Below are 21,919 nucleotides of genomic sequence, written 5' to 3' on the forward strand. Positions count from 1 at the left end.
ACAACTAGTTCACCACTTTACCCCACTAATCACCATTCTCCCCCACAAAAACGCAAAAACACTACTTTTTTCTTCGGAAAAACTGCATTACGGCGTTTCTTCACGATTCGACCATCGACAAAAATTAGATAACCGCGACCAATACGAATAATTTGACGTTTTGTTGACGCACACATCTCGTCATTACTGTTTCGGCATCGTCCATAAGCGCAATCGAGGCGGCGGAAATAGGGAGCGCAGACTAGAATTATTAATTCGAGTTTTCACTTGAATCTCCATGCCGAAACAATCCGCATAAAAGGGGACTGTATATATGTCGAGCTACTCCTCACAAATCGACGACGAACAGCACGCGGTCGATCGCGCTTACGGACGCCTGGACTCCTTGAGGGCCCAGACACGCACACGACTCGATACCGTGCGTGCCGCCGGCGCCCACGGCTCCCCACCATGCGCACTGAACGCGACTCTTTCGCCACGATGTACGAAGACAGGCTCACCCAGCTGCGTGGCGTCGAGGACCGGCTCGTTTTCGGACGCATTGACAACGATAAAGGCGAAAAACGCTACATCGGACGCATGGGCCTCTCCAGCGAGAACCATGAGCCAATATTGACCGACTGGCGCGCAGAGGCCGCTCGGCCTTTCTACGAGGCCACGCCCTCCCATCATGGCGATATCGTCATGCGTCGCCATCTCACGCTGAACTTCCGCAAGGTGGTCGGCATCGAAGATGAGGTGCTCGATGTCAATTCCGGGCAAGTCGGCGTTGCCCAGCAGGCGGGGACACTGACCGGCGAAGGCGCGCTGATCGCCTCGCTCAATTCCAAGCGCACCGGCAAGATGACCGATATCGTGGCCACCATCCAGGGCGAGCAGGACCGTATCATCCGCGCCCCGCTCGACCGTGCCATCGTGGTGCAAGGAGGCCCGGGAACCGGCAAAACCGCCGTGGCATTGCACCGTGCCGCCTATCTGCTTTACACCCATCGCCGCAGGCTTGAGCGCTCCGGCGTGCTGGTGGTCGGTCCAAGCTCCGCTTTTCTGCGCTATATCAACCAGGTGCTGCCGTCGCTGGGCGAAACCGGAGTGGTCTCGCGCACCATCGGCGATCTGGTACCCGGATTCAACGCCGCCGGCACGGACGAACCTCATGCGGCGAAGCTCAAGGGCGAGGCGCGTATGGCGCATGCAGTCGCCAACGCCGTTGCGGCGCGTGAACGCGTGCCCAAGCACTTGCCAACCGTACGCGTCAACGGCATGGACGTGCGCATGCTCAAAACCGACGTCCAGCAGGCCATCGAAGACGCCAAGCGCACGCGTTCCCCGCACAACAAAGCCCGCGAAACTTTTGTGCGCAGCGTGCTGAGTGCCATGCGCAACCGTTACGTCAACAACCTTGACTACACCCCGGAGCAATCCGAAATCTCGGACGCGGCCCTGCAGCTGAAGATGAACGACGAGATTCGCAAGACGCTCAATCTCGCGTGGCTGCCGATGAACGCCGCATGGCTCATCGATCAGATGTTCGCCAAACCGGCACAGCTGAAACGTTTCGCGCCATGGCTTTCCGAGGATGACATCGAGGCGTTGACACGACCGAAGCATTCCCCGCTCACCGTCTCTGATATTCCACTTCTGGACGAGGCCATGGAGTTGCTTGGCCCTGATCCGAAAGTATCGGCACGCGAAGCTGCGGAAAAAGCCAAACGGGCCGAGGAAGAGCAATTTGCCAAGGACACACTGGCCCAGGCTGGCATCGGCTCAGGCATCGTTACCTCCTCGATGCTGGTGGACAACATCAACGGGCTGGATGCCGAGGCTGTCGCGCAGCGGGCCGGCTCGGATCGCGAATGGACTTACGGTCATATCGTCATCGACGAGGCCCAGGAGCTCACGGCGATGGACTGGCGGATGCTGATGCGCCGCTGCCCCTCGCGCTCCTTCACTATCGTGGGCGACGTTGCGCAAACTTCTGCGCTGGGTGGTACCCACCGCTGGGATCGGACCATGAATCGGCTCTTCGGCCCCGACGGCTGGGACCTCAAGGAGCTGACCATCAATTACCGCAACCCTAAGGAAGTCTCACAACTCGCATCGCGTTTCGCCGAAAACGAGGGTCTTTACGTCTCCACCACCGAGGGCGTGCGCACGATGGCCGACTCCGTGAAACGAGTGGCCGTCGCCGAAGGCGAATCGGACAGCGATCTTATGCACACCATCGAGCACGAGACTTTGGAATCGGTCCAGCAGTTCATCGCCGATGACGGAACAGGCCGTGTCGCCGTGATTGCGCCGGACGCCTTGGTCAAACCGCTACGCAGTAGCCTCTATCACCATCTCTCTGAAAACGTTGGGGAGAAACGGGCTTCGACTTTGATGGGCATCTCCTCCGACACCCGGCAAACCGGCAACGGTGAATATACAGAGGATGCCATGAGCGATGCGCCGTTGAGCGTCTGCGACACCCAGATGATCAAGGGACTGGAATACGACGCTGTCATCTTGGTCGAACCTGGGGAAATCACCCAGAACGCACCATCACGGCTTTCCGGCGCCGCCAACCTCTATGTGGCTCTCACCCGACCGACCCAACGTCTGATTATCGTTCAGACTTCGTCCGACCGAGAGTTGCTTACCATATAGATTCGCTGCCTAGCCACGCCAAGCTACGAGTCTCCACTTCATTACTCCCAAAAGTACGGAAAATATTTGAGCGTTGCATCCGAATTTGAAATCGGATGCAACGCTCAAATATTCAATGCGAAACGACTGCTTACTACTTGTTTGCCGCTTGATCACGCTTAAGATCGTCAATGGCATTCTGAAAATCAGCGAGCCCGCTGAAATTCTGATAGACGCTGGCGAAGCGCAGATAGGCCACTTCGTCAAGTTCGCGCAAAGGCTTCAAAATAGCCTTACCGATATCTTCCGATTTCACTTGGGCAAGCCCCTGGCTACGTAGGTCTTCTTCAACCTGCTGGCCCAATTGTTTCAGTGCACCTTCATCAATCGGCCTGCCCTGGCACGCCTTGCGCACTCCATCAATGACTTTCTGGCGATTGAACGGCTCGAGATTGCCTGACCTTTTGGTGACCAGCAGCATGGTTGTCTCAACCGTCGTGAAGCGACGGCCACATTCCGGGCATTCACGACGACGCCTGATAGAATGGCCGTCCTCGCTGATACGCGTATCGACAACTTTAGTGTCATTATTCTGGCAAAAAGGGCAGTGCATACTGACACCATAGCCAGAGGCCGCGAAAATAGCGTGTTATTCCTCAGGCACGACAATCTTCTGTCCGGGCTGCAACTGGGCGGAATCAAGCTGATTCAAATCCATCAATTGGTTGACCGTGTCACCAACATTCTTATTGGACGGAGTAATCTTCCTTGCATAAGACCACAAGGTGTCTCCCGGGCGAACCGTATAACTGACCACATTAACGTCGCTTTGTGCTGAGTTCGCAACATGCGGGGCGACGACCTGCCAACCGAAGAACACGACTACCGCCATCACCATTACCACGATGAAACGGTGAAATGCAATCTGACGACGCTTTGCTGCGCTGCGAACCATTGAATTGTTGGCATTTCCACTCATCTTCTGCACTCCTTCGAACATCTGTACTAACGAACGTTTGTTCTATATTGGCACACTTGTTCGAAAAAAGCAAGACAGAATCGAACATCTGTTTGATTTTGCGGCAAAACAGGGTTATGCTGTAAGTCAAACGCCGAAAGGAAGCATCGTGAGCACCCTCCCACCTACCCATCATCCGCATGGCAACTTTGCGCAGGCCACCCCTTCGCAACAATTAACCGACCGTCAGCAGAAAGTCTTGGATGCGGTTCGTCGGCATGTCTCGCGTTATGGCTTTGCACCTTCATTCCGTGAGATAGGCGAGGCGGCAGGGCTCAAAAGTCCCTCTTCGGTCAAACATCAGCTGGAGGTCCTTGAAGACAAGGGCTACATCAGGATGAACGCGAATAAAGGACGCGCCATCGAATTGGTGGAGAACGAATCGAATGTCGCCGCTGAGAGCCGCACCTCCACGGTTCTTCCCTTCTCGTCCGATGAAGACACCGACGAGGCCATCGCTCAATCGCACGACATTCCTTTGGTCGGCCGCATTGCCGCGGGTGCTCCCATCACGGCCGAACAGCATGTCGAAGACGTGATGCGCCTGCCGGAACGGCTCACCGGCAACGGCAACCTCTTCATGCTGGAGGTTCATGGCGATTCGATGATCGACGCAGCCATCTGCGACGGCGACTTTGTGGTGGTCCGCGAGCAGGAGACAGCAGAAAACGGCGATATCGTCGCCGCATTGCTCGACGGCGAGGCCACGGTCAAAACCTTCCAGAAGGATCACGGCCACGTGTGGCTGATGCCGCACAATCCTTCCTACTCCCCCATCGACGGCACTTATGCCAAGGTGATGGGCAAAGTCGTCACGGTGCTACGCAAGATCTGAATCAGCGGTGAATCTTCTCTTTCTGAGAAGAACTGAATCCCTTCGGTTCAAGTTGGAATGTGGTGTGGGGAATCGAAACCGAGAAATGATTGGTCAGGCAGGTATGCAGCTGATGTAAAATCTCGGCACCTTGCGCCATCGAAAGCCCCGGTTCCACCACAACATGCGCCGTAAGAATCGGCATGCCGGTCGCCACAGTTGAGGCGTGCACATCATGGACATCAATGACATGGTCGACGCTTTTCATATGCTTACGAACCTCGTCCAAATCGAGGCCGTCCGGTGTCTCTTCAAGCAATACCTTGACAGCGTTCTTCATCAGGATGAACGCCCTGGGCACAATCAACAACGCAATAATCGCACCGGCAACGGCATCGAAGCCGTGCCAGCCGGTAGTCATAATCACGACGGCTGACACCACCACAGTAAATGAGCCGAGCGCGTCGTTCATGGTCTCAAGGAAAGCGGCTCGCATGTTCATATTGTCCTTGTGCTGCCCGGAAAGCACGAACACAGAAATGACATTGAAGACCAGGCCCAGAACACCGAAACCGAGCAGCATGCCGACGCTTTGCACCTCATCGCCGGAGATGCCGACCAAGCGCAGCACGGCTTCGACCAGCGCATAGACGCCGACAGCCATCAGAATCAACGCACCCAGGCCTGCGGTGATCGGCTCGAGCCTCGCCCACCCCCAGGTCCTCTCCTTATCAGGCTTCCTGCGCATCAATATGGCGGTAATCGTTGAGGCGGTCAGCACTGCGACATCGGTGAGCATGTGAGCACAATCGACGAGCAACGCAAGAGAGCCGGTGATGATAGCACCGATAACTTCGACCAAGAAGATCGTCAAGGTGAGTCCCAACGTGACCATCAGCCTGGTCTGGTGTTCCCTCGCCCTGCCTTGGCTGTCCAAAACTTTCGTCCCTTGACTTTCCTGCGTGCTGGTTTCCTGCCCTCGCGAAGCCATATCCGCTCCCTGCTCGATTCATCACCGTCGACGAAGCCGGAACTCATATTCCGTCGGCCTTCGCCGATTGACGTACGTTCGCTTTCGCATGACCTATACGTCTTGTTACTGGTGACACTATACGCGTCAGAATCTCTGCCTCAGTTGGGTTTTACGACTCAGAGCCGAAGACCAAGCAGGTCGCACAATATTGTGTATTTCATTTTTCTTTGACACTAAAACCGACAATCTTTTCCATTGTCAACAAGCGCCATGAATGGCAGTACTAAAAAGCCAGAATCCTTTGGTTCCAACGATTTCCTGCTACTGCAACAGCAGCATTGCGCAACTCAGGGTGACGAACGAAAGAATCGTACTCAAGAATTGCGTCGAAGCCATCTCCGACTCGTGGATGCCGTAATCGATGGCCAGATTCGTAGGCAAGGTGGCAGTAGGAATGGCCATGGTAATCACGACAATGCGAGTCAAATCGCTTGGCATGCCAGTGGCAGCCATCAACGCCCAGATAATAGCCGGGTAAGCGATGTTCTTCAGGCCCACGGTGAGCCAGACGTGCGGGCTGAAGGAAATCTTACGAGTAACGAGCACGATGCCAGTGGCAAACATCGCGACACCGCCAGCGGTCTTGCCCAGTACAGTGAACGTCGGCTCAAGCACGCTAGGCATTGACCAACCACAGATGGAAAGAATGAAGCCTAGGAACGCTGCAAGCACCAACGGCTTGGTGAGCCCTTTGACTAGTCGCTTGCCCACCGAAATCTTCGGGCCGCCCTCCTTGTTGACGTCCGCGGCAAGCGCCTCGTAGACGAACGGAACCAGAATCACATTGATGATGAGGCTGGCGATGCCAATATCGATGGCGCTGACAGTCTCGTCGAAGAAGAGCGGCAGCACCGCGGAACCAATGAACGGAATGGAGGGATCAGCCACCGAAAGCGCACGCAGCGAGGAGAGCCCGCTTTCGTTTTTGACGATCTTCCAGTAGATGAAATACAACACGAAATAGGAAACGAGCATCGCGCCGAGCATCCACAGGGCCAACGGGATGTCTTCAACAATCAATTGGCGTTTGGTGCCCCAGATACCACCGAAAACGTGCATGGGCAGAGCGTAATTCATCACGAATTTGATGAGCCTGCTGCTGTCAGTGCTATCGAAATCCCCGCGCTTTGCAGCGAACGCGCCAAGCAGCATGGTAACAAGTATCGGCAACAGCGCAAATATGACAGTTTTCAGCATAATCCACCCAATCTCTCACACGCCTCCCGATAAACGTCTCAACGCACATCATTGAACAGCGACACCGCACGTAAGACGTTCTGGCGTGAATTAGGGCTACTGTACACGACGAATATTTTCTTGATGTTTCTGTCTCAACCAACGGACAACAGAAATGACAGCGGAAATTATCGATCAAACACCCGCTGAAATCACGAATGCCGCCCCTGCCTCGCAGAAGACAGAAGCGGCATTACGCGTATCGTTATCGCTGAACGATCAACAGCCGAGCATCAGAAGCCGAACTTGGAGACGGTCTCCTTGAGCGTGTCGGCCGAGCGACGCAGCTGCGCGAGCTCATGGTCCGAAAGCGGCGTGTTGATGTGCGAGTTGACGCCGGAGCGGTTGACAAGCGTCGGCACGGACATGCAGATGTCGGAGATGCCGTGGAAGTCCTGCAGCAGCGAGGAGACCGGCAGCACGCGGTTCGAATCGTTCAAGACCGCGTCGATGATGTCGACGCCGGACATGGCGATGGCGAAGTTCGTCGCGCCCTTGCCGTTGATGATGCGGTAGGCGGCGTTCTTGACTTCCTGGTGAATCTCTTCACGCTTGTCGGCATCGAGCGGCTCATGGCCGGGCAGTGCCTTCCAGTCGCACATGGTGACGCCACCGATGGTGGCGGAGGCCCACAGCGGCACTTCGGAATCGCCATGTTCACCGGCGATGTAGGCGTGCACGTTCTTGACGTTGACGCCGGTCTGCTCGGCAAGCAGGAAACGCAGGCGCGCAGTGTCGAGGTTGGTGCCGGAGCCGAAGATCTGGTTGGCCGGCAGGCCGGAAAGCTTCAGCATCACGTAGGTGACGATGTCGACCGGGTTGGTGATGAGCATGTAGATGGCGTTCGGGGCGACGTTGATAACGCCGGGAACGATGGACTTCATCATGTTGACGGTCGCGTTGGCGAGGTCGAGCCTGGTCTGGCCCGGCTTCTGGCGTGCACCTGCGGTGATGACGACCATATCGGCGTCACGGCAGATCTCCACGTCATCGCTGCCGTCGATGGAGACGGAGGGATAGAAGCTGGAGCCATGCTGCATATCGAGAACTTCCGCCTCGACGCGCTCCTTGTTGATATCTTCGAGCACGATGTCGCGAGCGACGCCACGCTGGGCGGCGGCGAAGGCGAGCGTGGAACCGACAGCGCCGGCTCCGATGATGGCAAGCTTGGTTGGTTTAATCGAATTGGCCATGTGATTGGCCCCTTTCAAAATGAGTGTTTGCAAGAAGGCCACTGATGTGCTGAACCAATTCCGGCATACAGATGAACCTCCCTCACACAATTACGCGAGCGTGCCGCAACGTGCCAAACGGGCAACGCTTTGCATCTCGTCATTGTGATTTATCACAAACCTTAATCGGCACAGTCTCAGAGCGAAGAACAACCGCTCCTGCACTGCCGGTAACCGCCCACCGAATTCAAATCGGTGCCAAAACGGAACCTTTGTGACTTATAAAATTTTAGCATGAGGCACTCATAAATTTGAAATTCGTCACATTGATAGATTTGTCTCATTTCAGTTCAGGAAAGGCTGAAAATAGCTGAATATCCTTTATTGTTCCTCTTGCTGCTGCTCGATCACAACTGGAAAATCCGCGTGTCGATAAACGTCACTTCCGCAAGGGGAAATGCAAATCAGTCGATTGCCTGATCCATCACCTGGGCCGCCAGACGCGAATCGACATCCGCCTGCAACGCAACGCCGTCGGCGCGGTAATCCTCCTGCTCCACCTTGCCGTATTCGCGCACACGGGAGAGCAGGGCCCCAGCCTCATCGGTATATGGCAGCAGCGCTTCGACGTGGACTTGCGGAACAGGCAACGTCTGCTCCACCTTCTTGCGCAAATCGTCCAAACCGCTTTGATCGGCCGCGGAGACGATAAGGGCATCGGGACGGATGTTATGCAGACGGTCAAGCGTACCCTGATCGACCTGGTCGGCCTTGTTGAAGACGAGGATGTGCGGAATATCAGAAGCACCTTCGATACCGGCCAACACGTCGTTGACCGCCTCGATCTGGGCGAACGGATCGGTGGTGGAAGCGTCGACGACGTGCAGAATAACGTCGGCCTCACCGATTTCCTCGAGAGTGGATTTGAAGGCTTCAACCAGCTGCGTGGGCAGACGTCGCACGAAACCGACCGTATCGACGTAGGCATAAAGGCGTCCGTCGGCAGCTTTGGCGCGGCGAACCGCGGTATCGAGCGTGGCGAACAACGCGTTGCCGACCAACTCACCGGAGTTCGTCAGACGATTGACTAGCGAGGATTTTCCGGCGTTCGTATAGCCGACCACGGCAACGGTAGGCAGGCCATAGCGATGGCGAGAGCCACGTTTGACCGCTCGTGCCGGGGCCATGGCGCGAATCTGCTTCTTGAGGCGAGCGATACGGGTGCGGATGACTCGACGATCCAACTCGATCTGCGTCTCGCCCGGTCCACGGGAGCCGATGCCGCCGTTGACACCTGCAGCCTGGCCGCCGGCCTGACGAGAAAGCGAACCACCCCAGCCACGAAGCCTCGGCAGCATATATTCCAGCTGCGCCAGCTCCACCTGAGCCTTGCCTTCGCGGCTGGTGGCGTGCTGGGCGAAGATGTCGAGAATGACGGCGGTGCGGTCAACCACCTTGACCTTGGTGGCATCCTCAAGCGCACGGCGCTGACTCGGGGCCAAGTCGCCGTCGACGATGATGGTATCAGCCTCGCATTGCGCCACGATTCCAGCGATTTCCTTGGCCTTGCCTCGGCCGACGTAAGTGGCGGCGTCAGGCTTCAGACGATGCTGCAATACACCGTCGCAGACCACGGCACCAGCCGTATGTGCGAGTGCCGCAAGCTCTCGCAGAGATTCCTCAGCCTGCTCGATGGTGGTGTCGACGTTCGACCACACCCCCACCAACACGACGCGTTCGAGGCGCACCTTGCGGTATTCGACGTCGGTCTCGTCCTGCATCTCGCCCAAGCCAGTGACATGCTTGAGCTCGTTGCGTGACTCTCGCTCGCTCCATTCCTCGGCCCCGGGAGCGCGGCCATCGCTGGTCTCCTGCAAAATGTCGGACTGCCGTCCCAACACTTCGTTCTGCTCGTCACGCTCACCATGCTCAGCTTGAACGCCCTTACGCCCGTCGTTTGTTGCCAATAAATCAACCTTTCGCTGGTCAATACTCTTTCTAGAACCAAGCATATTCGGTGCGGTGAACTCGTTTCACTGTTCTGGTATGCCACTAAGATTGAAAACCTATTATTGTGGCACAGCGAAGGCTGAAAGAAATCGAAATCTGACGGGGCATGATGAGCGAAACAGCGGAAAAACAGCAGAAGAGAACGGACGCCGAGCATCAATCGGCAGAACAGTATTTTTCGGCGGAACCGACCTCACGCGACGTGCGGCGGAATCTGCACGTTACTTTGCGCGGGCACGATGTGAATGTTGAAGTCTCGAATGGGGTGTTTTCAGGGCATCGGCTCGACTTGGGCACTTCCGTTTTGCTGCGGCACGCTCCACAGACCCCGGAAAACGGGACTTTTCTTGACATTGGGTGTGGCTGGGGGCCCATTGCGCTCTCGCTGGGAATGGAGTCGCCTAAGGCCGATATTTGGGCGCTCGACGTCAACGAACGCGCGTTGGAACTGACAACAGCGAATGCCGGAAAACTCGGGCTGGGCGAACGCATTCACGCGGTGAAAGCCGCGGATATACCGACAGACATGAGCTTTGACCTGATCTGGTCGAACCCGCCGATTCGCGTGGGCAAGGATGAACTGCATGCACTGCTGATGACCTGGCTTCCCCGACTGAGCGCCAACGGATACGCCTATCTGGTCGTGCAGAAAAACCTTGGCAGTGATTCGCTGATCAAGTGGCTATCGACGACGCTCGGCGACGATTATCAGGTATCAAAATACGCGAGTTCCAAAGGCTATCGCGTCATCGAAGTAAAGCACTGACAAATTCGTACATCCAAACGGAACACGTAAAACAAGACCTGCGGAACTCCGCTCATTATCTATAAATAGACCATTTGGGTGTGCGTACAATAGAGAAACACATGAAATACCATTATCCTTCGGACCTGCCTGTCAGCGCCGCGCGCGACGAAATCCAGCACGCCGTACGCGATTCGCAGGTCGTCATCGTCTCCGGCCAGACCGGTTCGGGCAAGACCACCCAGATTCCGAAAATGCTTCTGGAAATGGGCCGCGGCACCCACGGCCATCAGATCGTGCACACCCAGCCGCGTCGTTTGGCCGCACGAACCGTAGCCGAACGCCTTTGCGACGAAATGGACGTGAAACTCGGCGAGGAAATCGGCTATCAGGTGCGCTTCACGGACGAAAGTTCGCCGAAAACCAGATTGCGCATTGTCACCGACGGTATTTTGCTCGCCCAGATCCAGCATGATCCGCGACTTTCGCGCTACGACACCATCATCATCGACGAGGCGCATGAGCGCAGCCTCAACAACATGATTTTCTGCTCGGCTATCTGACCGCACTACTGCCCAAACGCCGTGACCTCAAGCTCATCATCACCTCGGCCACCATCGATTCGGTGAAGTTCAAGGAGCATTTCGAGGATGCGCTGCATACGAAGGTGCCCGTCATCGAAGTTTCCGGGCGAACATACCCTGTGCAAATCGTCTACGAACCACTGGGCGGCATGCCCGCGCTGATGCGGCATGTACCAGGCTTCGCGGACGGCTCCTTGCCTGATCAAAATGGCGAGATTCCGGGAGCCGACAGCAGCAATAGTGACGGCAACTTCGGCAACACCGGTAGCGAGGACATGCCACGCGCCGTGGCGAGAGCCTGCGCCGAACTGGTCATCCACTCCTCTCATGACCGCGGTCCACGCGATATTCTGGTCTTCGCTTCCGGCGAGCGCGACATCCATGAATACGAGGATGCCATCCGCCACCACTTCGGCCCCCGCGCCGCCGATATGCGCCGGCCGGACGCACTGGAAATCGCGTGCCGCTATACGCCCGCCTCTCCTCCAAAGAGCAGCATCGCGTCTTCGAGCACCATTCTCACCAGCGCATCGTCATCGCCACCAACGTGGCCGAGACCTCGCTGACCGTACCCGGCATCCGTTATGTGGTCGATCCCGGCGAGGCCCGTATCTCGCGTTATTCCAAGTCCGCCAAGGTGCAGCGCCTGCCGATCGAGGCCATCAGCCAGGCCAGCGCCGATCAGCGCTCGGGCCGTTGCGGGCGTATCGCCGACGGCATCGCCATCCGCCTCTATTCCAAGGACGACTACGAATCTCGCCCACGCTTCACCGAGCCTGAGATCCTGCGTACCTCGTTGGGCGCAGTGGTGCTGCACATGCTTTCAGTGGGCGTGGCCCGCACGGCCGACGACGTGACCCATTTCGGCTTCATTGACCCACCCGACACCCGTTCCGTCTCCGACGGCTTCAACGAACTGACCGAGCTCAAGGCCATCGCTCGCAAGCACGGCGAAGTGCGGCTGACCCACACCGGCCGTCAGCTTTCGCGCATTCCCATCGATATCCGCTTGGGCCGCATGATTCTCGAAGCGGCGCAGAAATCTACACCCAACACGTTGGCCGCGGTACTGGTCATCGTCGCCTTCCTCAGCCTGCAGGACCCACGAGAACGACCCGACGCGATTCGCGCCGAAGCCGACCGCGTCCACAACCGTTACGCCGACGAGACCAGCGACTTCCTGACCGCCCTGAACATGTGGGACCATATCTTCGGCCCCGACGAAGGCAACGACGGCAACCACACCGGCAACGCCAAGTTGCGTAAGATCTGCAAATCCGAATACTTCAGCTTCATTCGGCTGCGGCAATGGCGCGATTTGGTCTCGCAGTTGCGGCAGATGTGCAAGCAGATGCATTTCAAGGTCGGCAAGCCCGCCCCAATCTCTCGTCCGGCGCCTGAAATTCTGATGCTGCCCATCAACCAACAGGCGGCACATTCGTTGTGCTGCTCGTGGGATTCGCAGGGCATCCACTCCTCCATGCTTGCCGGTCTGCTCTCGATGATGGGCATGCAAGTGGTGCGCGAGCCCAAGGCCTCTGATTTCTCCGGGCTCAAAGGTGCAGCAAAAGCGCGAGCCATGAAACGTGCTGCCAAACAGTCGAAGAACGAGTACCAAGGCGCGCGCGGCACACGCTTCGCCCTCTTCCCCGCCTCATCGGTGTCCAAATCGACCCCGCCTTGGGTGATGTCGACCGACTTGACCGAGACCTCGCGCCTTTGGGCCCGCTATTCCGCCGCCATCGACCCGGCATGGGCCGAACCGTTGGCCGGCAATCTCACCCGTGTCACCTACGCCGAGCCGCATTGGTCGGGTTCACGAGGCAGTGCCATCGCCAGCTCGAAAGTACTGCTCTACGGCTTGCCGATTGTGCAGAATCGCCAGGTACAATGGGGGCGCATCAATCCTCCCGAAGCCCGCGATTTCTTGATTCGCCAAGGCTTGGTCGAAGGCGATATCCAGCAACGCTTCTCCTACGACGATTTCATCGAAGCCAACCGCGACATTCTGCTCGATGCGGTGGATGACACCAACCGCACCCGCCAGATCTCCGATAGCGTCAGCGACGAAGACCTCTTCGACTTCTACAATGCCGTCATCCCTCAAGACGTCACCAGCGTCGCCGATCTCGGCAAATGGGTCAAGTCCATCCACGTCGAACAGCCGCATCTGCTCGATTTCGACCCGGACAAGGTCGAACGCCTCCAGTCACACGAATCCGTGAATTTGCGCGATTATCCCAATCAGTGGCATACGCTGGGCACCGACGGCACCCCGATCGATCTGCGCCTGAGCTATATCTACAATCCGAGCGACCCTACCGATGGCGTGACGGTGCATATCCCTATCAAAGCCTTGTCCCGCCTGACTCCAGAACAGTTCACATGGAACGTTCCAGGGCTGCTGGACGAGCTGATTCTTGGCTACATCAAGTCGTTGCCGAAATCGCTACGCGTCCAGTTCGTGCCTGCTCCCGACACCGCCCGCACCATCCGCGCCGCCATTGACGCTCGCTACCCCGACCTACCCGGTTCGGGCTCTGAAGGCAAACCGAACCTGCCGCCGGTCGACGAGGCAACCGGCACCGCACGCTGGCCCGACTTCGCCCACACCTTCACCTACGCCGCCATCACCAGCGTCAACGCGACCATCCATCCCGAGGATTTCAACAGCAGCCAGCTCGACAAGCTCTCCTCATATCTGCGCGTGACGTTCAGCGTCGAGGAGCCACTGCCGCCGGCACCCGGCAAAGGCCGACATGGCAACAAACGAAACGGCAAAGGCAACCACATTGGCACAGCCAACGCCAATCCCAACGCCAGCAATGCCACCAGCAACCCGACCATCATCGACGACGCAACCTTCCGCGCCCAACGCCACGGCAAAGCCCAGCGGTATCGGGTACTCGGAACCGGCAAATCGCTGGTCGAACTGCAGCGCAAGTTTGCTCACGAAGCCCAGGCCAGCGCCCGCAAGACCGTGGAGCGCCAAGCTAGCAAGGCCAAGTCGCAAGGCAAGGTAGTCGCACAGGCGAACCTTTTGAACAAAGCTGGCGCCACCACGGTCTCCCGCGCCGAGATGCTTTGGCAGGCAGCATACGAGAAGCTGAAGCTTCCCGAGGACCGCATCTCGTCCCGCTGGCTGGGCAGCGAGGCACTGATGCTGGCCAGCGCGCCGTACAAGTCCACAAAACTCTTGGTCGATGACCTTGAGCTGGCAGCCGTCAAGCGCTTGCTGCCCCATATCGACAAGCTTGCTGACGACACCGCGTTGGCAGAGGCCGTGAGCGGAGTGACGCAGACCTTCGAAGACACGGTTTACGCCGTGGCCCACGATGTCATCACGATCCTCAAACGCTACGCTGCCGTTGATTCCGTGGTAGGCGGCAAGGCCGATCTCACGATGCTGGCCGTGCTGCAATCGGTGCGCGAACATATCGCCACGCTCGTCTACCCCGGTTTCATAGGCGCGACACCGCCCGAAGCACTGCCGAACATCGAACGCTACCTCCACGCCGACCTGATGCGTCTGGAAAAGGCCAAGGCCGACAAAAATCGCGACGTACGTTGGGCGTGGGAGGCCGACGAGGCCAAGGATCTGGTCACCAGAGCTCAGGAAAAGCTCAAAGCCGAACCCGCCGGCCCACGTCGTGAACAATTCGGCAAGCAAGTAGAACAGGCCCGCTGGATGCTCGAGGAATTCTACGTCTCACTGTGGGCGCAGGAACTCGGCACCAAGTCCCCCGCCAGTCTCAAGCGCATTCGTAAGTTGTTGGCATAACCAAGATAAGACGCACAGTCTTACCAACTATCAACGTTTCATAGCGGTAAACAGCGATCAAGCCGGAAAGATTTATGAGACAGGTGCGTGACCGGGAACTGAAGGCCGAATCAAGGAACTCTGCCTGACGATATTGTCATTCCCGTCATGTGCTCTCAGGAATTGGACACTTCGGCGTTTTGTACTACGAAAGCTGTATCATTGATGACGGTTTATCAGCAGTGCGCCCGTCGGCGCACCGCTCACATTTTCACGAAATGGGTTTGGTCATGGGTATTTTACGCAGTATTCTCGCATTCGCACTATGCATTACAAATTCAGCAATTATCGCCCCCCGCAAATCTAAACCCCTCCCCAACAGCACAATCATCCAGCAGCGCCACTAGCGCGCAGGCCCCCAGCCAATCCCCGGCACAACCGGACAGCACCGTCGCCGCCCGCACACACGAAACCGTCTCCGTCTCCCAGGTCACCACCGACCCGGGCAAGACCACCACCCGGCAGCAACCCCAATCCGCGTCACAACCGCAGACGCAATCCCAGACACAGCAATCACAGTCGACCACACTGAGACAGGGCACTTCGACTCTTCAGAACGGCCAGCAGCCAACATCTACAGGGCAGGGGTTATCTAAAACACAGGCTCTGCAGGCACCGACCTCCCCGGTCAGCCCGAAGTCGCCCTCCACACCGTCTCTCCAACCGCGTTCCGGCGCGGACCAGTCGCAGCAATCTGGCATAAGCCCACGGAGCAGCAGCCAGATGAGCAGCTGCTACAACACCAGCTGGGCCGACTGGGGCCCGCCCGCCTCGGGCGTGCCCTACATCCCCGGCCGCGATACCGGCACCGTCCGCTGGCGCATCACCAAGGACGACTCCGGTATAAACGCCGATTATTGGCCAACCTGCACCCTGCACCTCACCGGCGGCACCAGCCCGGACTTCAGGCCTTCCTACGGCACCGCGAGCTATCCATGGCCCACCGGACGCTACACCTATAACAACAGCGACTCCCCCATCGACAAGATCTCCGTCGAGGGCAACCTCACCCTCTATTCCACCGGGAACATGGCTCAGGGGGCAGGCCCGTTCAACGTCGGCCTCGACAGAAACAACCGGATGCTCGTCTCCAAGCACGGCAACCCGTTCCACCTCGCAGGTACCGCCGCGAGTAACCTCTTCGGCCCTGCCAACGGCCAGAGTAGCCTCATTGTCACCAACAGCAGCGAGATGACCACCCCGAGCGACCCCAGCTACTTCGAGGTGAACGACTGGGATCTCAGCCAGGCCACCAACATGGATTCGATGTTCGGCCTGAACATCGAAAGTTTCAAAGGCGACGCATTCTCCAACTGGAATGTCAGCAACGTCACCAGCGCGAACAACATGTTCGTGGGCGGATCACGCCTGGGCAGCAACGGCATCTTCGACATCAGCAACTGGAACACCAGGCGCATGACCAACCAAGCGGCAGGCCTCACGGAACTGAGCCGCTACGTAGGCGTGGTCCTTGGACCGGACACCGTCCTCGCAGCCAACGCTTTCCCCACTTCCAACGCCAACGTTTGGTACCGTGTCGACCAGAGCCAGCTCACCCGTATAGGCAACTCCCAGGCCCTCGCCGACTACACCAGTTCCAGCCGCATCTATCATCCCACGCTTTTCACCTGGAGTGCTCTGGGCAGCATGTGGGTGTTTCCCGACTACAACGGCGGGCAGGGACACGTGACTCCCTACAGGGCCGGCCTCAACTGCATGCCTAACTGCAGCACCAGCCGCCTCAACTCGGTCAGCATCAGAGTGCCCGATTCCTCCACGGTCACGAAGGCCGGCAGCTTGCTCACCGGATGGTACCTGTATTCCAGCTCGCTCTACTACGACAACAACGGCCGTTACACCTTCACCGGCCCCAAAGACCAATACGGCAACCAAAGCTATTACCAGTCCAGTTACAACTACTTCGGCATCGCAGACAATGATTACGACACCGCCACCGTCACCGCGCAGTGGCAGACCATCCCGGTCCCATCGATCACGTCGACCACCTACCAGAACGACGGCACCGGCACCGTATCAGGCACCGCCTCAAGCTCGCCTCCGGCGACTACCTCGAGGTCTGCGCCAAACCCTATGGCAGCGGCGACAGCAGCTACCAATGCACCAACCCCGGCATCGCCTCCGACGGCACCTGGACCACCACCCTGCCCGCCAGCTGGCTCACCGGCACCAACCGGTTCACCGTCCGCGCCCGCCTGTCCACCTACGACAAATGGCACAGCAGCCGCGCCTGGTCCAACCCTTCCACCGCCACTCTCGTCGTGCCCCCGCCGACCCTGCGCCTGCAACCCAACACCACCGCCGGCGGCCAGGGCAACGCCACCGACATCACCGGCACCCCCGCCAGCAACGGCTACGCCAGCATCGCCATCGGCCACGACCCGACGTACTACTACACCAACACCAACAGCCACGCCACCTCGACCGGCTGGTCCACCACCCCGTACGGCCTCGACGCCGCCGGAGCCACCAACGCCAACAGCAGCCAGGGGCCCTACAGCGTCCGTGACCACACCGTCACCACCCTGTACCCGGTGTGGCAGACCGTCAAGCAGCCGACGTTCGCCTCCGCCACACGCCAGTCCGACCACACGCTCACCGTCACCGGCACGGCCAGGCCTCTGGCCGCGGGCGACACGGTCGAGGTGTGCTCCAGCACCGCCGGCACGGCCGCATGGTCCAACTGCAGGACCATCACGTTCGACGGCACCACCCCCGACGGGCAGGCCAGCCAGCCCTGGACCGTCACCGGCATACCCACCACCAGCGATTCCTACTACTGGCTGCGCATCCGCCTGGGCCACCAGAGCGAACACGGCACCACCTGGAGCACCGAACAATACGCCGCCGGGCCCCAATCGGCCATCACCTACCATGCCAACACCGCGCAGGGCGGCCGGGGCGACGACCAGACCGTCACCGCAACACCCAGCGCCGCCACCGGCCTGTCCACGACCACCACGCCCAAACCCGACACCATGGGCGGCACGGAAGGCTACACCAACACGGACCCCCACAAGGTCTTCGACGGATGGAACACCGACCAGAACGCCACGACCGGCGACCCCGCCCTGAACCCCGGGCGTCCGGCCTCCACGCCCGGCGGGCCGACGGACCGCTACGCCATCTGGCGCACCGTGCCCGCCCCTTCGGTCACCGGTGCCACCCGCCAGGCCGACGGCACCATGAAAATCACCGGCACCAGCACACCCCTCAAGTCCGGCGATACGGTCAAGGCCTGCACCAGGGAATCCTCAAGCCCGCTCGCCACGCCCACCTGTCTGACCGCCACGGTGCCCGACAACCCGTCCGGCACCAGCAACGCGTACAACGGCACGACCCCGCACACGTGGACGATAACCCTGCCGGCCGCCTGGTACACGAACACCACCGTGGGCGCCGGGTACACGCTCACCGCCACGCTGACCACCAAGGACCAATGGCGCGGCGACGGCACCGGAGACGTGTCCAGCACGACCACCGAAAGCGCGTACACGCGCCCGGCCGTCACCCTCAAACTCGACCCCAACCCCGGCACCGGCAGCAGCCAGGGCGGGTCCGGCACCCTCACCGACGCCAGCTGGACCGGCAACGCGCAGCCCCTGTGGTCCGACGCCGGCGGCACCGCCACCTTCACCTACCCGTCCAGCACGGGCATGAGCGCGCCCGGCAAGCTGTTCCAGGGCTGGGCCGATACGGCCACCGCGACTTCGGCCGCCCACCAGCCCGGCTCCACCGAGACGTTCACCCAGCCCACCGGCACCCGCACGGTGACCCGCTACGCGGTATGGAAGACGATCCCGGCACCCACGGGCGTAAGCCTGACGTGGAAGCACAACGGCTACTACGGCAACAACGGGGTCACGTTCACCGTCTCGGGCCTTCCCGCGGGGGCGACGGGCTGGCAGATCCGCTACAGGGGCGGCAGCAGCCAGTCCTGGTGGTACACGCCCAGCGACACGATGACACCCACCGGCACCTACACCTACTACGACTCCGGCTTCACGCCCGGCGACACGTGGACCGCCCAGCTGCGTGCCATTGCCACGGACAGCACCGGCGCCACCGCCACCAGCGCGTGGAGCGCGGACCTCACCGGCATCCTGCCCTACATGGACATCACCCTCAAGCCCGGTTCGGGCACCGGCCCCTCGCCCGAACCGCACATCAAAGCTCTCGTGGATCTGGCCGAGGGCAAGGCCTACCCGGTCCTGCCCGCCGCCACCGACAAGGGCATGAGCGCACCCTCGGCGGCCCTGGTCTTCGACCGCTGGGACACCCAGCCCGACGGCAACGGCACCTCCTACCCCAACGGAGACACCGCCATCCCCACTGGCCTGGGCACCCCCGACGGGCAGGCCACCGACGTGACCCTCTACGCCCAATGGAAGCAAAGCACACCCACCGCCACGCCCGGCAACTGCGCGGCTACCGCCGGATGGCACACCTGGGGCACGCCCGTCACAGACACCGGCGGACTCACCCCGCCCGATCCCAGGGCCGTGTGCTGGACCATCGACAGCGGCACGACCCTGCGCCTGTCCGGCGGCACCGCCCCCGACTACTACCACAGAACCGACATCCCCTGGAACGCGCAGATAAACACCATCACCGCCATCAGCATCGAGGGCGACCTCACCCTCGCCGGAAAGAACAGCATGATGGTCTCCCCGTTCAATGAGATGGCCGCCCTCACCACGCTGGACAGCGGACGCCACACCGTCAGCCTGTCACGCTGGGCCGGCAACTCCCTGTTCGACAGCGACCAATCCCTCACCAGCCTCGACCTGTCCCACTGGGACGTCAGCCACAACACCAGCATGAACTACATGTTCAGCCGCTGTACCAACCTGAAGACCCTCACCGGCGTGGCCGGCTTGCAAACCGACAACGTCACCGATATGTCTGGCATGTTCCAATACAGCCGGAACCTGACCGACCTCGACCTGTCCGGCTGGGACACCCACAACGTCACCAGTCTGTACGGCACCTTCGACGGCTGCGACAAGCTCGCCGACCTCGACCTGTCCGGCTGGGACACCCGCAACGTCCCCGCCGGTTTCTTCTCCGACAGCTACATGCTGCCCGGCAACCTGAAACGCCTCACACTCGGCGCACACACCACCCTGCCCAACGCCGCCAATACCTCGACCGCGAGCATGGGGCCGGGCGACGCGTTCTACCGGCTGGACCCCGCCAGCCACTGGCACGAATGGGACTGGCCCAAAGGCCACCACCCCACCGACAACGGGCCCGTAGGACCCACACCCCTCACCGCCGGGGACGGCACCCTCGCCACACTCAGGGCCCGCGCCGCAAGCGCCACACCCCAAGGCGTCTACATCCGCGACGACGTCACCCCCACCTGGACCGACCTCACCTACAACCTCACCGGCGGCGCCGGCGACAACAGCCTGCCCGCCCAGATCGGCCAGGCCGCCAGCGGGTCGACACCCAAACGCGACGGCCTCGCCATCGACACCACCTTCCGGGACGGCTCGTACACCATCCCCGACGACCCCGACACCGGACGGGCCACCGACCACATCACCGCCAACAAGGCCCACAGCCTCTTCAACGGCTGGTCGTTCGACACCAGCGGCGTGACCGGCGGCACACCGAGCGTCAGCAACCACACCCTCACCGCACCCAAGGGCGCGACCGGCACGGCCACCGTCAAGGCCGCATGGAACACGGCCGACGAGGCCGCGCCCGGCACGCCACAGGTCGCCACCGACACCCATACCGCCGACCAAGGCACAACAGCCGTGGGCGCCACCGCCACACTCGGCACCGCCCTGCCCGCGCTGACCGCCGTACCCGCGTCCGCCAACGGAATCGGTCGGCCAGCCAGGCCCGCCGTCGACGCCGGAGGCACGATGACCGTCTGCGTGAAACCCGCCACCCAGACCGGACCCTACACGTCCGGGCAATGCCACACCAAGACCAGCAGCACCGGCGGCAGCCAGACCCTGACGCCGGACGCGTTCACGCTGCCCGGCAGCCTGACCGCGGGACAGGACACCACCTTCCCCGGGCCCGGCGAGGCCTACACGATGACCGCCTCGCACACGGCCACCGACCCCGTGACCCGAAACACCGTGTCCAGCGACACGACCACGGCCGGCGGCGGACTCGTCACCGGCACCCTGCCCTGGGTGCACGCATCGTTCGACGTCAACAGCGCGCACGGCGGCACCGGCACGGCGCCCGGCGAGCTGAAGTCCCTGGTCGACACCGGCAGCGGCAGGGCATGGATCCAACTGCCCTACGCCACCGGCAGCATGACGCCCGCGCACGCCGCGTTCGCCGGATGGTCCGCCAGCAACGAGGCCCAGCAGCCCGACCAAGGCATGAACGACCCCGCCAACAGGGACGTCCGACTGGCCGCCACACCCGGCGCCACCGAAACCGGTGCCACCCTGCACGCCGTATGGCACGCCGTCCACGCGCCCGCCATCACCGGCGCCACACGCAGCCCCGCGGACAACGCCGCCGTCATCGACGGCACCGGCACGCCATGGGACGGCCACGAGACCATACGCCTGGCCCTCACCGGCCTTGACGGCCAGTCCAACACCGCCACCACCTTCCTCTGGGACACCAACATCGACCCGGACGACGCCCAGGGCAGTCCCCTGCCCTACGACGGCGCCACACCCCACGGCTGGCACCAGACATTCACCGCCAGGCAGCTGCCCCAAGGCGGCCGCTACACCGTCAGCGCCCACGCCACCGCCGACGACACCGCCTGGCACGCCGGCACCACCCGCACCGCCACCAGCGAGGACACCGCCACCACCCTCACCATCCCCGGCCAATACCAACACCAGCTCCCCTGACC

10 protein-coding genes and 2 pseudogenes are annotated in these 21,919 nt (G+C 60.4%); 6 read left to right on the forward strand and 6 right to left on the reverse strand.

The window, feature by feature from the left end:
- The first annotated feature begins 313 nt into the window (after nucleotides 1-313).
- Nucleotides 314-2,646, forward strand: a pseudogene (locus tag OZX57_RS06135) (AAA family ATPase).
- Nucleotides 2,647-2,779: 133 nt separating this feature from the next.
- Here OZX57_RS06135 and nrdR read toward each other — a convergent pair.
- Both nrdR and OZX57_RS06145 read right to left on the reverse strand, forming a co-directional pair.
- Nucleotides 2,780-3,238 (reverse strand): transcriptional regulator NrdR, encoded by a 459-nt coding sequence (gene nrdR, locus OZX57_RS06140; RefSeq protein WP_277161818.1) that lies wholly within the window; start codon nucleotides 3,236-3,238, stop codon nucleotides 2,780-2,782.
- Nucleotides 3,239-3,274: 36 nt separating this feature from the next.
- On the reverse strand, nucleotides 3,275-3,604 hold the full coding sequence (locus tag OZX57_RS06145) for a LysM peptidoglycan-binding domain-containing protein (RefSeq protein WP_277161819.1): 330 nt from the start codon (nucleotides 3,602-3,604) through the stop codon (nucleotides 3,275-3,277).
- A 148-nt stretch (nucleotides 3,605-3,752) separates the two neighbouring features.
- Between OZX57_RS06145 and lexA the strand changes: the two genes are divergently transcribed.
- Nucleotides 3,753-4,478: a transcriptional repressor LexA gene (gene lexA, locus OZX57_RS06150; protein ID WP_277161820.1), complete on the forward strand. Its 726-nt coding sequence runs from the start codon at nucleotides 3,753-3,755 to the stop codon at nucleotides 4,476-4,478.
- Between the two features lies 1 nt (nucleotide 4,479).
- Here lexA and OZX57_RS06155 read toward each other — a convergent pair whose 3' ends face one another.
- From OZX57_RS06155 to hflX, 4 genes are all read right to left on the reverse strand, one after another.
- Nucleotides 4,480-5,352, reverse strand: coding sequence for a cation diffusion facilitator family transporter (locus OZX57_RS06155; protein ID WP_277162967.1), 873 nt, complete (start codon nucleotides 5,350-5,352; stop codon nucleotides 4,480-4,482).
- A 399-nt stretch (nucleotides 5,353-5,751) separates the two neighbouring features.
- A complete protein-coding gene (locus OZX57_RS06160; RefSeq protein ID WP_277161821.1) occupies nucleotides 5,752-6,687 on the reverse strand; it encodes an AEC family transporter in 936 nt (311 codons plus the stop codon).
- Between the two features lie 272 nt (nucleotides 6,688-6,959).
- Nucleotides 6,960-7,919, reverse strand: a complete 960-nt coding sequence (locus OZX57_RS06165; RefSeq protein ID WP_277161822.1) for an L-lactate dehydrogenase — start codon at nucleotides 7,917-7,919, stop codon at nucleotides 6,960-6,962.
- A gap of 443 nt (nucleotides 7,920-8,362) precedes the next feature.
- Nucleotides 8,363-9,799, reverse strand: coding sequence for a GTPase HflX (gene hflX, locus OZX57_RS06170; RefSeq protein WP_277162968.1), 1,437 nt, complete (start codon nucleotides 9,797-9,799; stop codon nucleotides 8,363-8,365).
- A gap of 215 nt (nucleotides 9,800-10,014) precedes the next feature.
- Here hflX and OZX57_RS06175 point away from each other — a divergent pair, with 215 nt between their 5' ends.
- From OZX57_RS06175 to OZX57_RS06200, 4 genes and pseudogenes are all read left to right on the forward strand, one after another.
- The gene (locus OZX57_RS06175; protein ID WP_277161823.1) at nucleotides 10,015-10,674 is read left to right on the forward strand and encodes a methyltransferase; all 660 of its coding nucleotides are present in this window, start codon (nucleotides 10,015-10,017) and stop codon (nucleotides 10,672-10,674) included.
- Between the two features lie 101 nt (nucleotides 10,675-10,775).
- Nucleotides 10,776-15,018, forward strand: a pseudogene (locus tag OZX57_RS06190) (DUF3418 domain-containing protein).
- Nucleotides 15,019-15,222: 204 nt separating this feature from the next.
- The gene (locus OZX57_RS06195) at nucleotides 15,223-18,150 is read left to right on the forward strand and encodes a BspA family leucine-rich repeat surface protein (protein WP_277161827.1); all 2,928 of its coding nucleotides are present in this window, start codon (nucleotides 15,223-15,225) and stop codon (nucleotides 18,148-18,150) included.
- A gap of 1,607 nt (nucleotides 18,151-19,757) precedes the next feature.
- Nucleotides 19,758-21,917, forward strand: a complete 2,160-nt coding sequence (locus OZX57_RS06200) for a BspA family leucine-rich repeat surface protein (RefSeq protein WP_277162969.1) — start codon at nucleotides 19,758-19,760, stop codon at nucleotides 21,915-21,917.
- Nucleotides 21,918-21,919 lie beyond the last annotated feature (2 nt).

This window comes from Bifidobacterium sp. ESL0682, assembly GCF_029392815.1.
In the GTDB taxonomy this organism is placed as follows: domain Bacteria; phylum Actinomycetota; class Actinomycetes; order Actinomycetales; family Bifidobacteriaceae; genus Bifidobacterium.

What these genes read in the sequence shown, in the direction of transcription:
- OZX57_RS06195 (WP_277161827.1), top strand. Translation starts at nt 15,223, where the DNA reads ATGACGGTTTATCAGCAGTGCGCCCGTCGGCGCACCGCTCACATTTTC.
- OZX57_RS06165 (WP_277161822.1), bottom strand. Translation starts at nt 7,919, where the DNA reads ATGGCCAATTCGATTAAACCAACCAAGCTTGCCATCATCGGAGCCGGC.
- OZX57_RS06160 (WP_277161821.1), bottom strand. Translation starts at nt 6,687, where the DNA reads ATGCTGAAAACTGTCATATTTGCGCTGTTGCCGATACTTGTTACCATG.
- OZX57_RS06155 (WP_277162967.1), bottom strand. Translation starts at nt 5,352, where the DNA reads ATGGTCACGTTGGGACTCACCTTGACGATCTTCTTGGTCGAAGTTATC.
- OZX57_RS06175 (WP_277161823.1), top strand. Translation starts at nt 10,015, where the DNA reads ATGATGAGCGAAACAGCGGAAAAACAGCAGAAGAGAACGGACGCCGAG.
- OZX57_RS06145 (WP_277161819.1), bottom strand. Translation starts at nt 3,604, where the DNA reads ATGAGTGGAAATGCCAACAATTCAATGGTTCGCAGCGCAGCAAAGCGT.
- OZX57_RS06200 (WP_277162969.1), top strand. Translation starts at nt 19,758, where the DNA reads ATGGCCGCCCTCACCACGCTGGACAGCGGACGCCACACCGTCAGCCTG.
- nrdR (WP_277161818.1), bottom strand. Translation starts at nt 3,238, where the DNA reads ATGCACTGCCCTTTTTGCCAGAATAATGACACTAAAGTTGTCGATACG.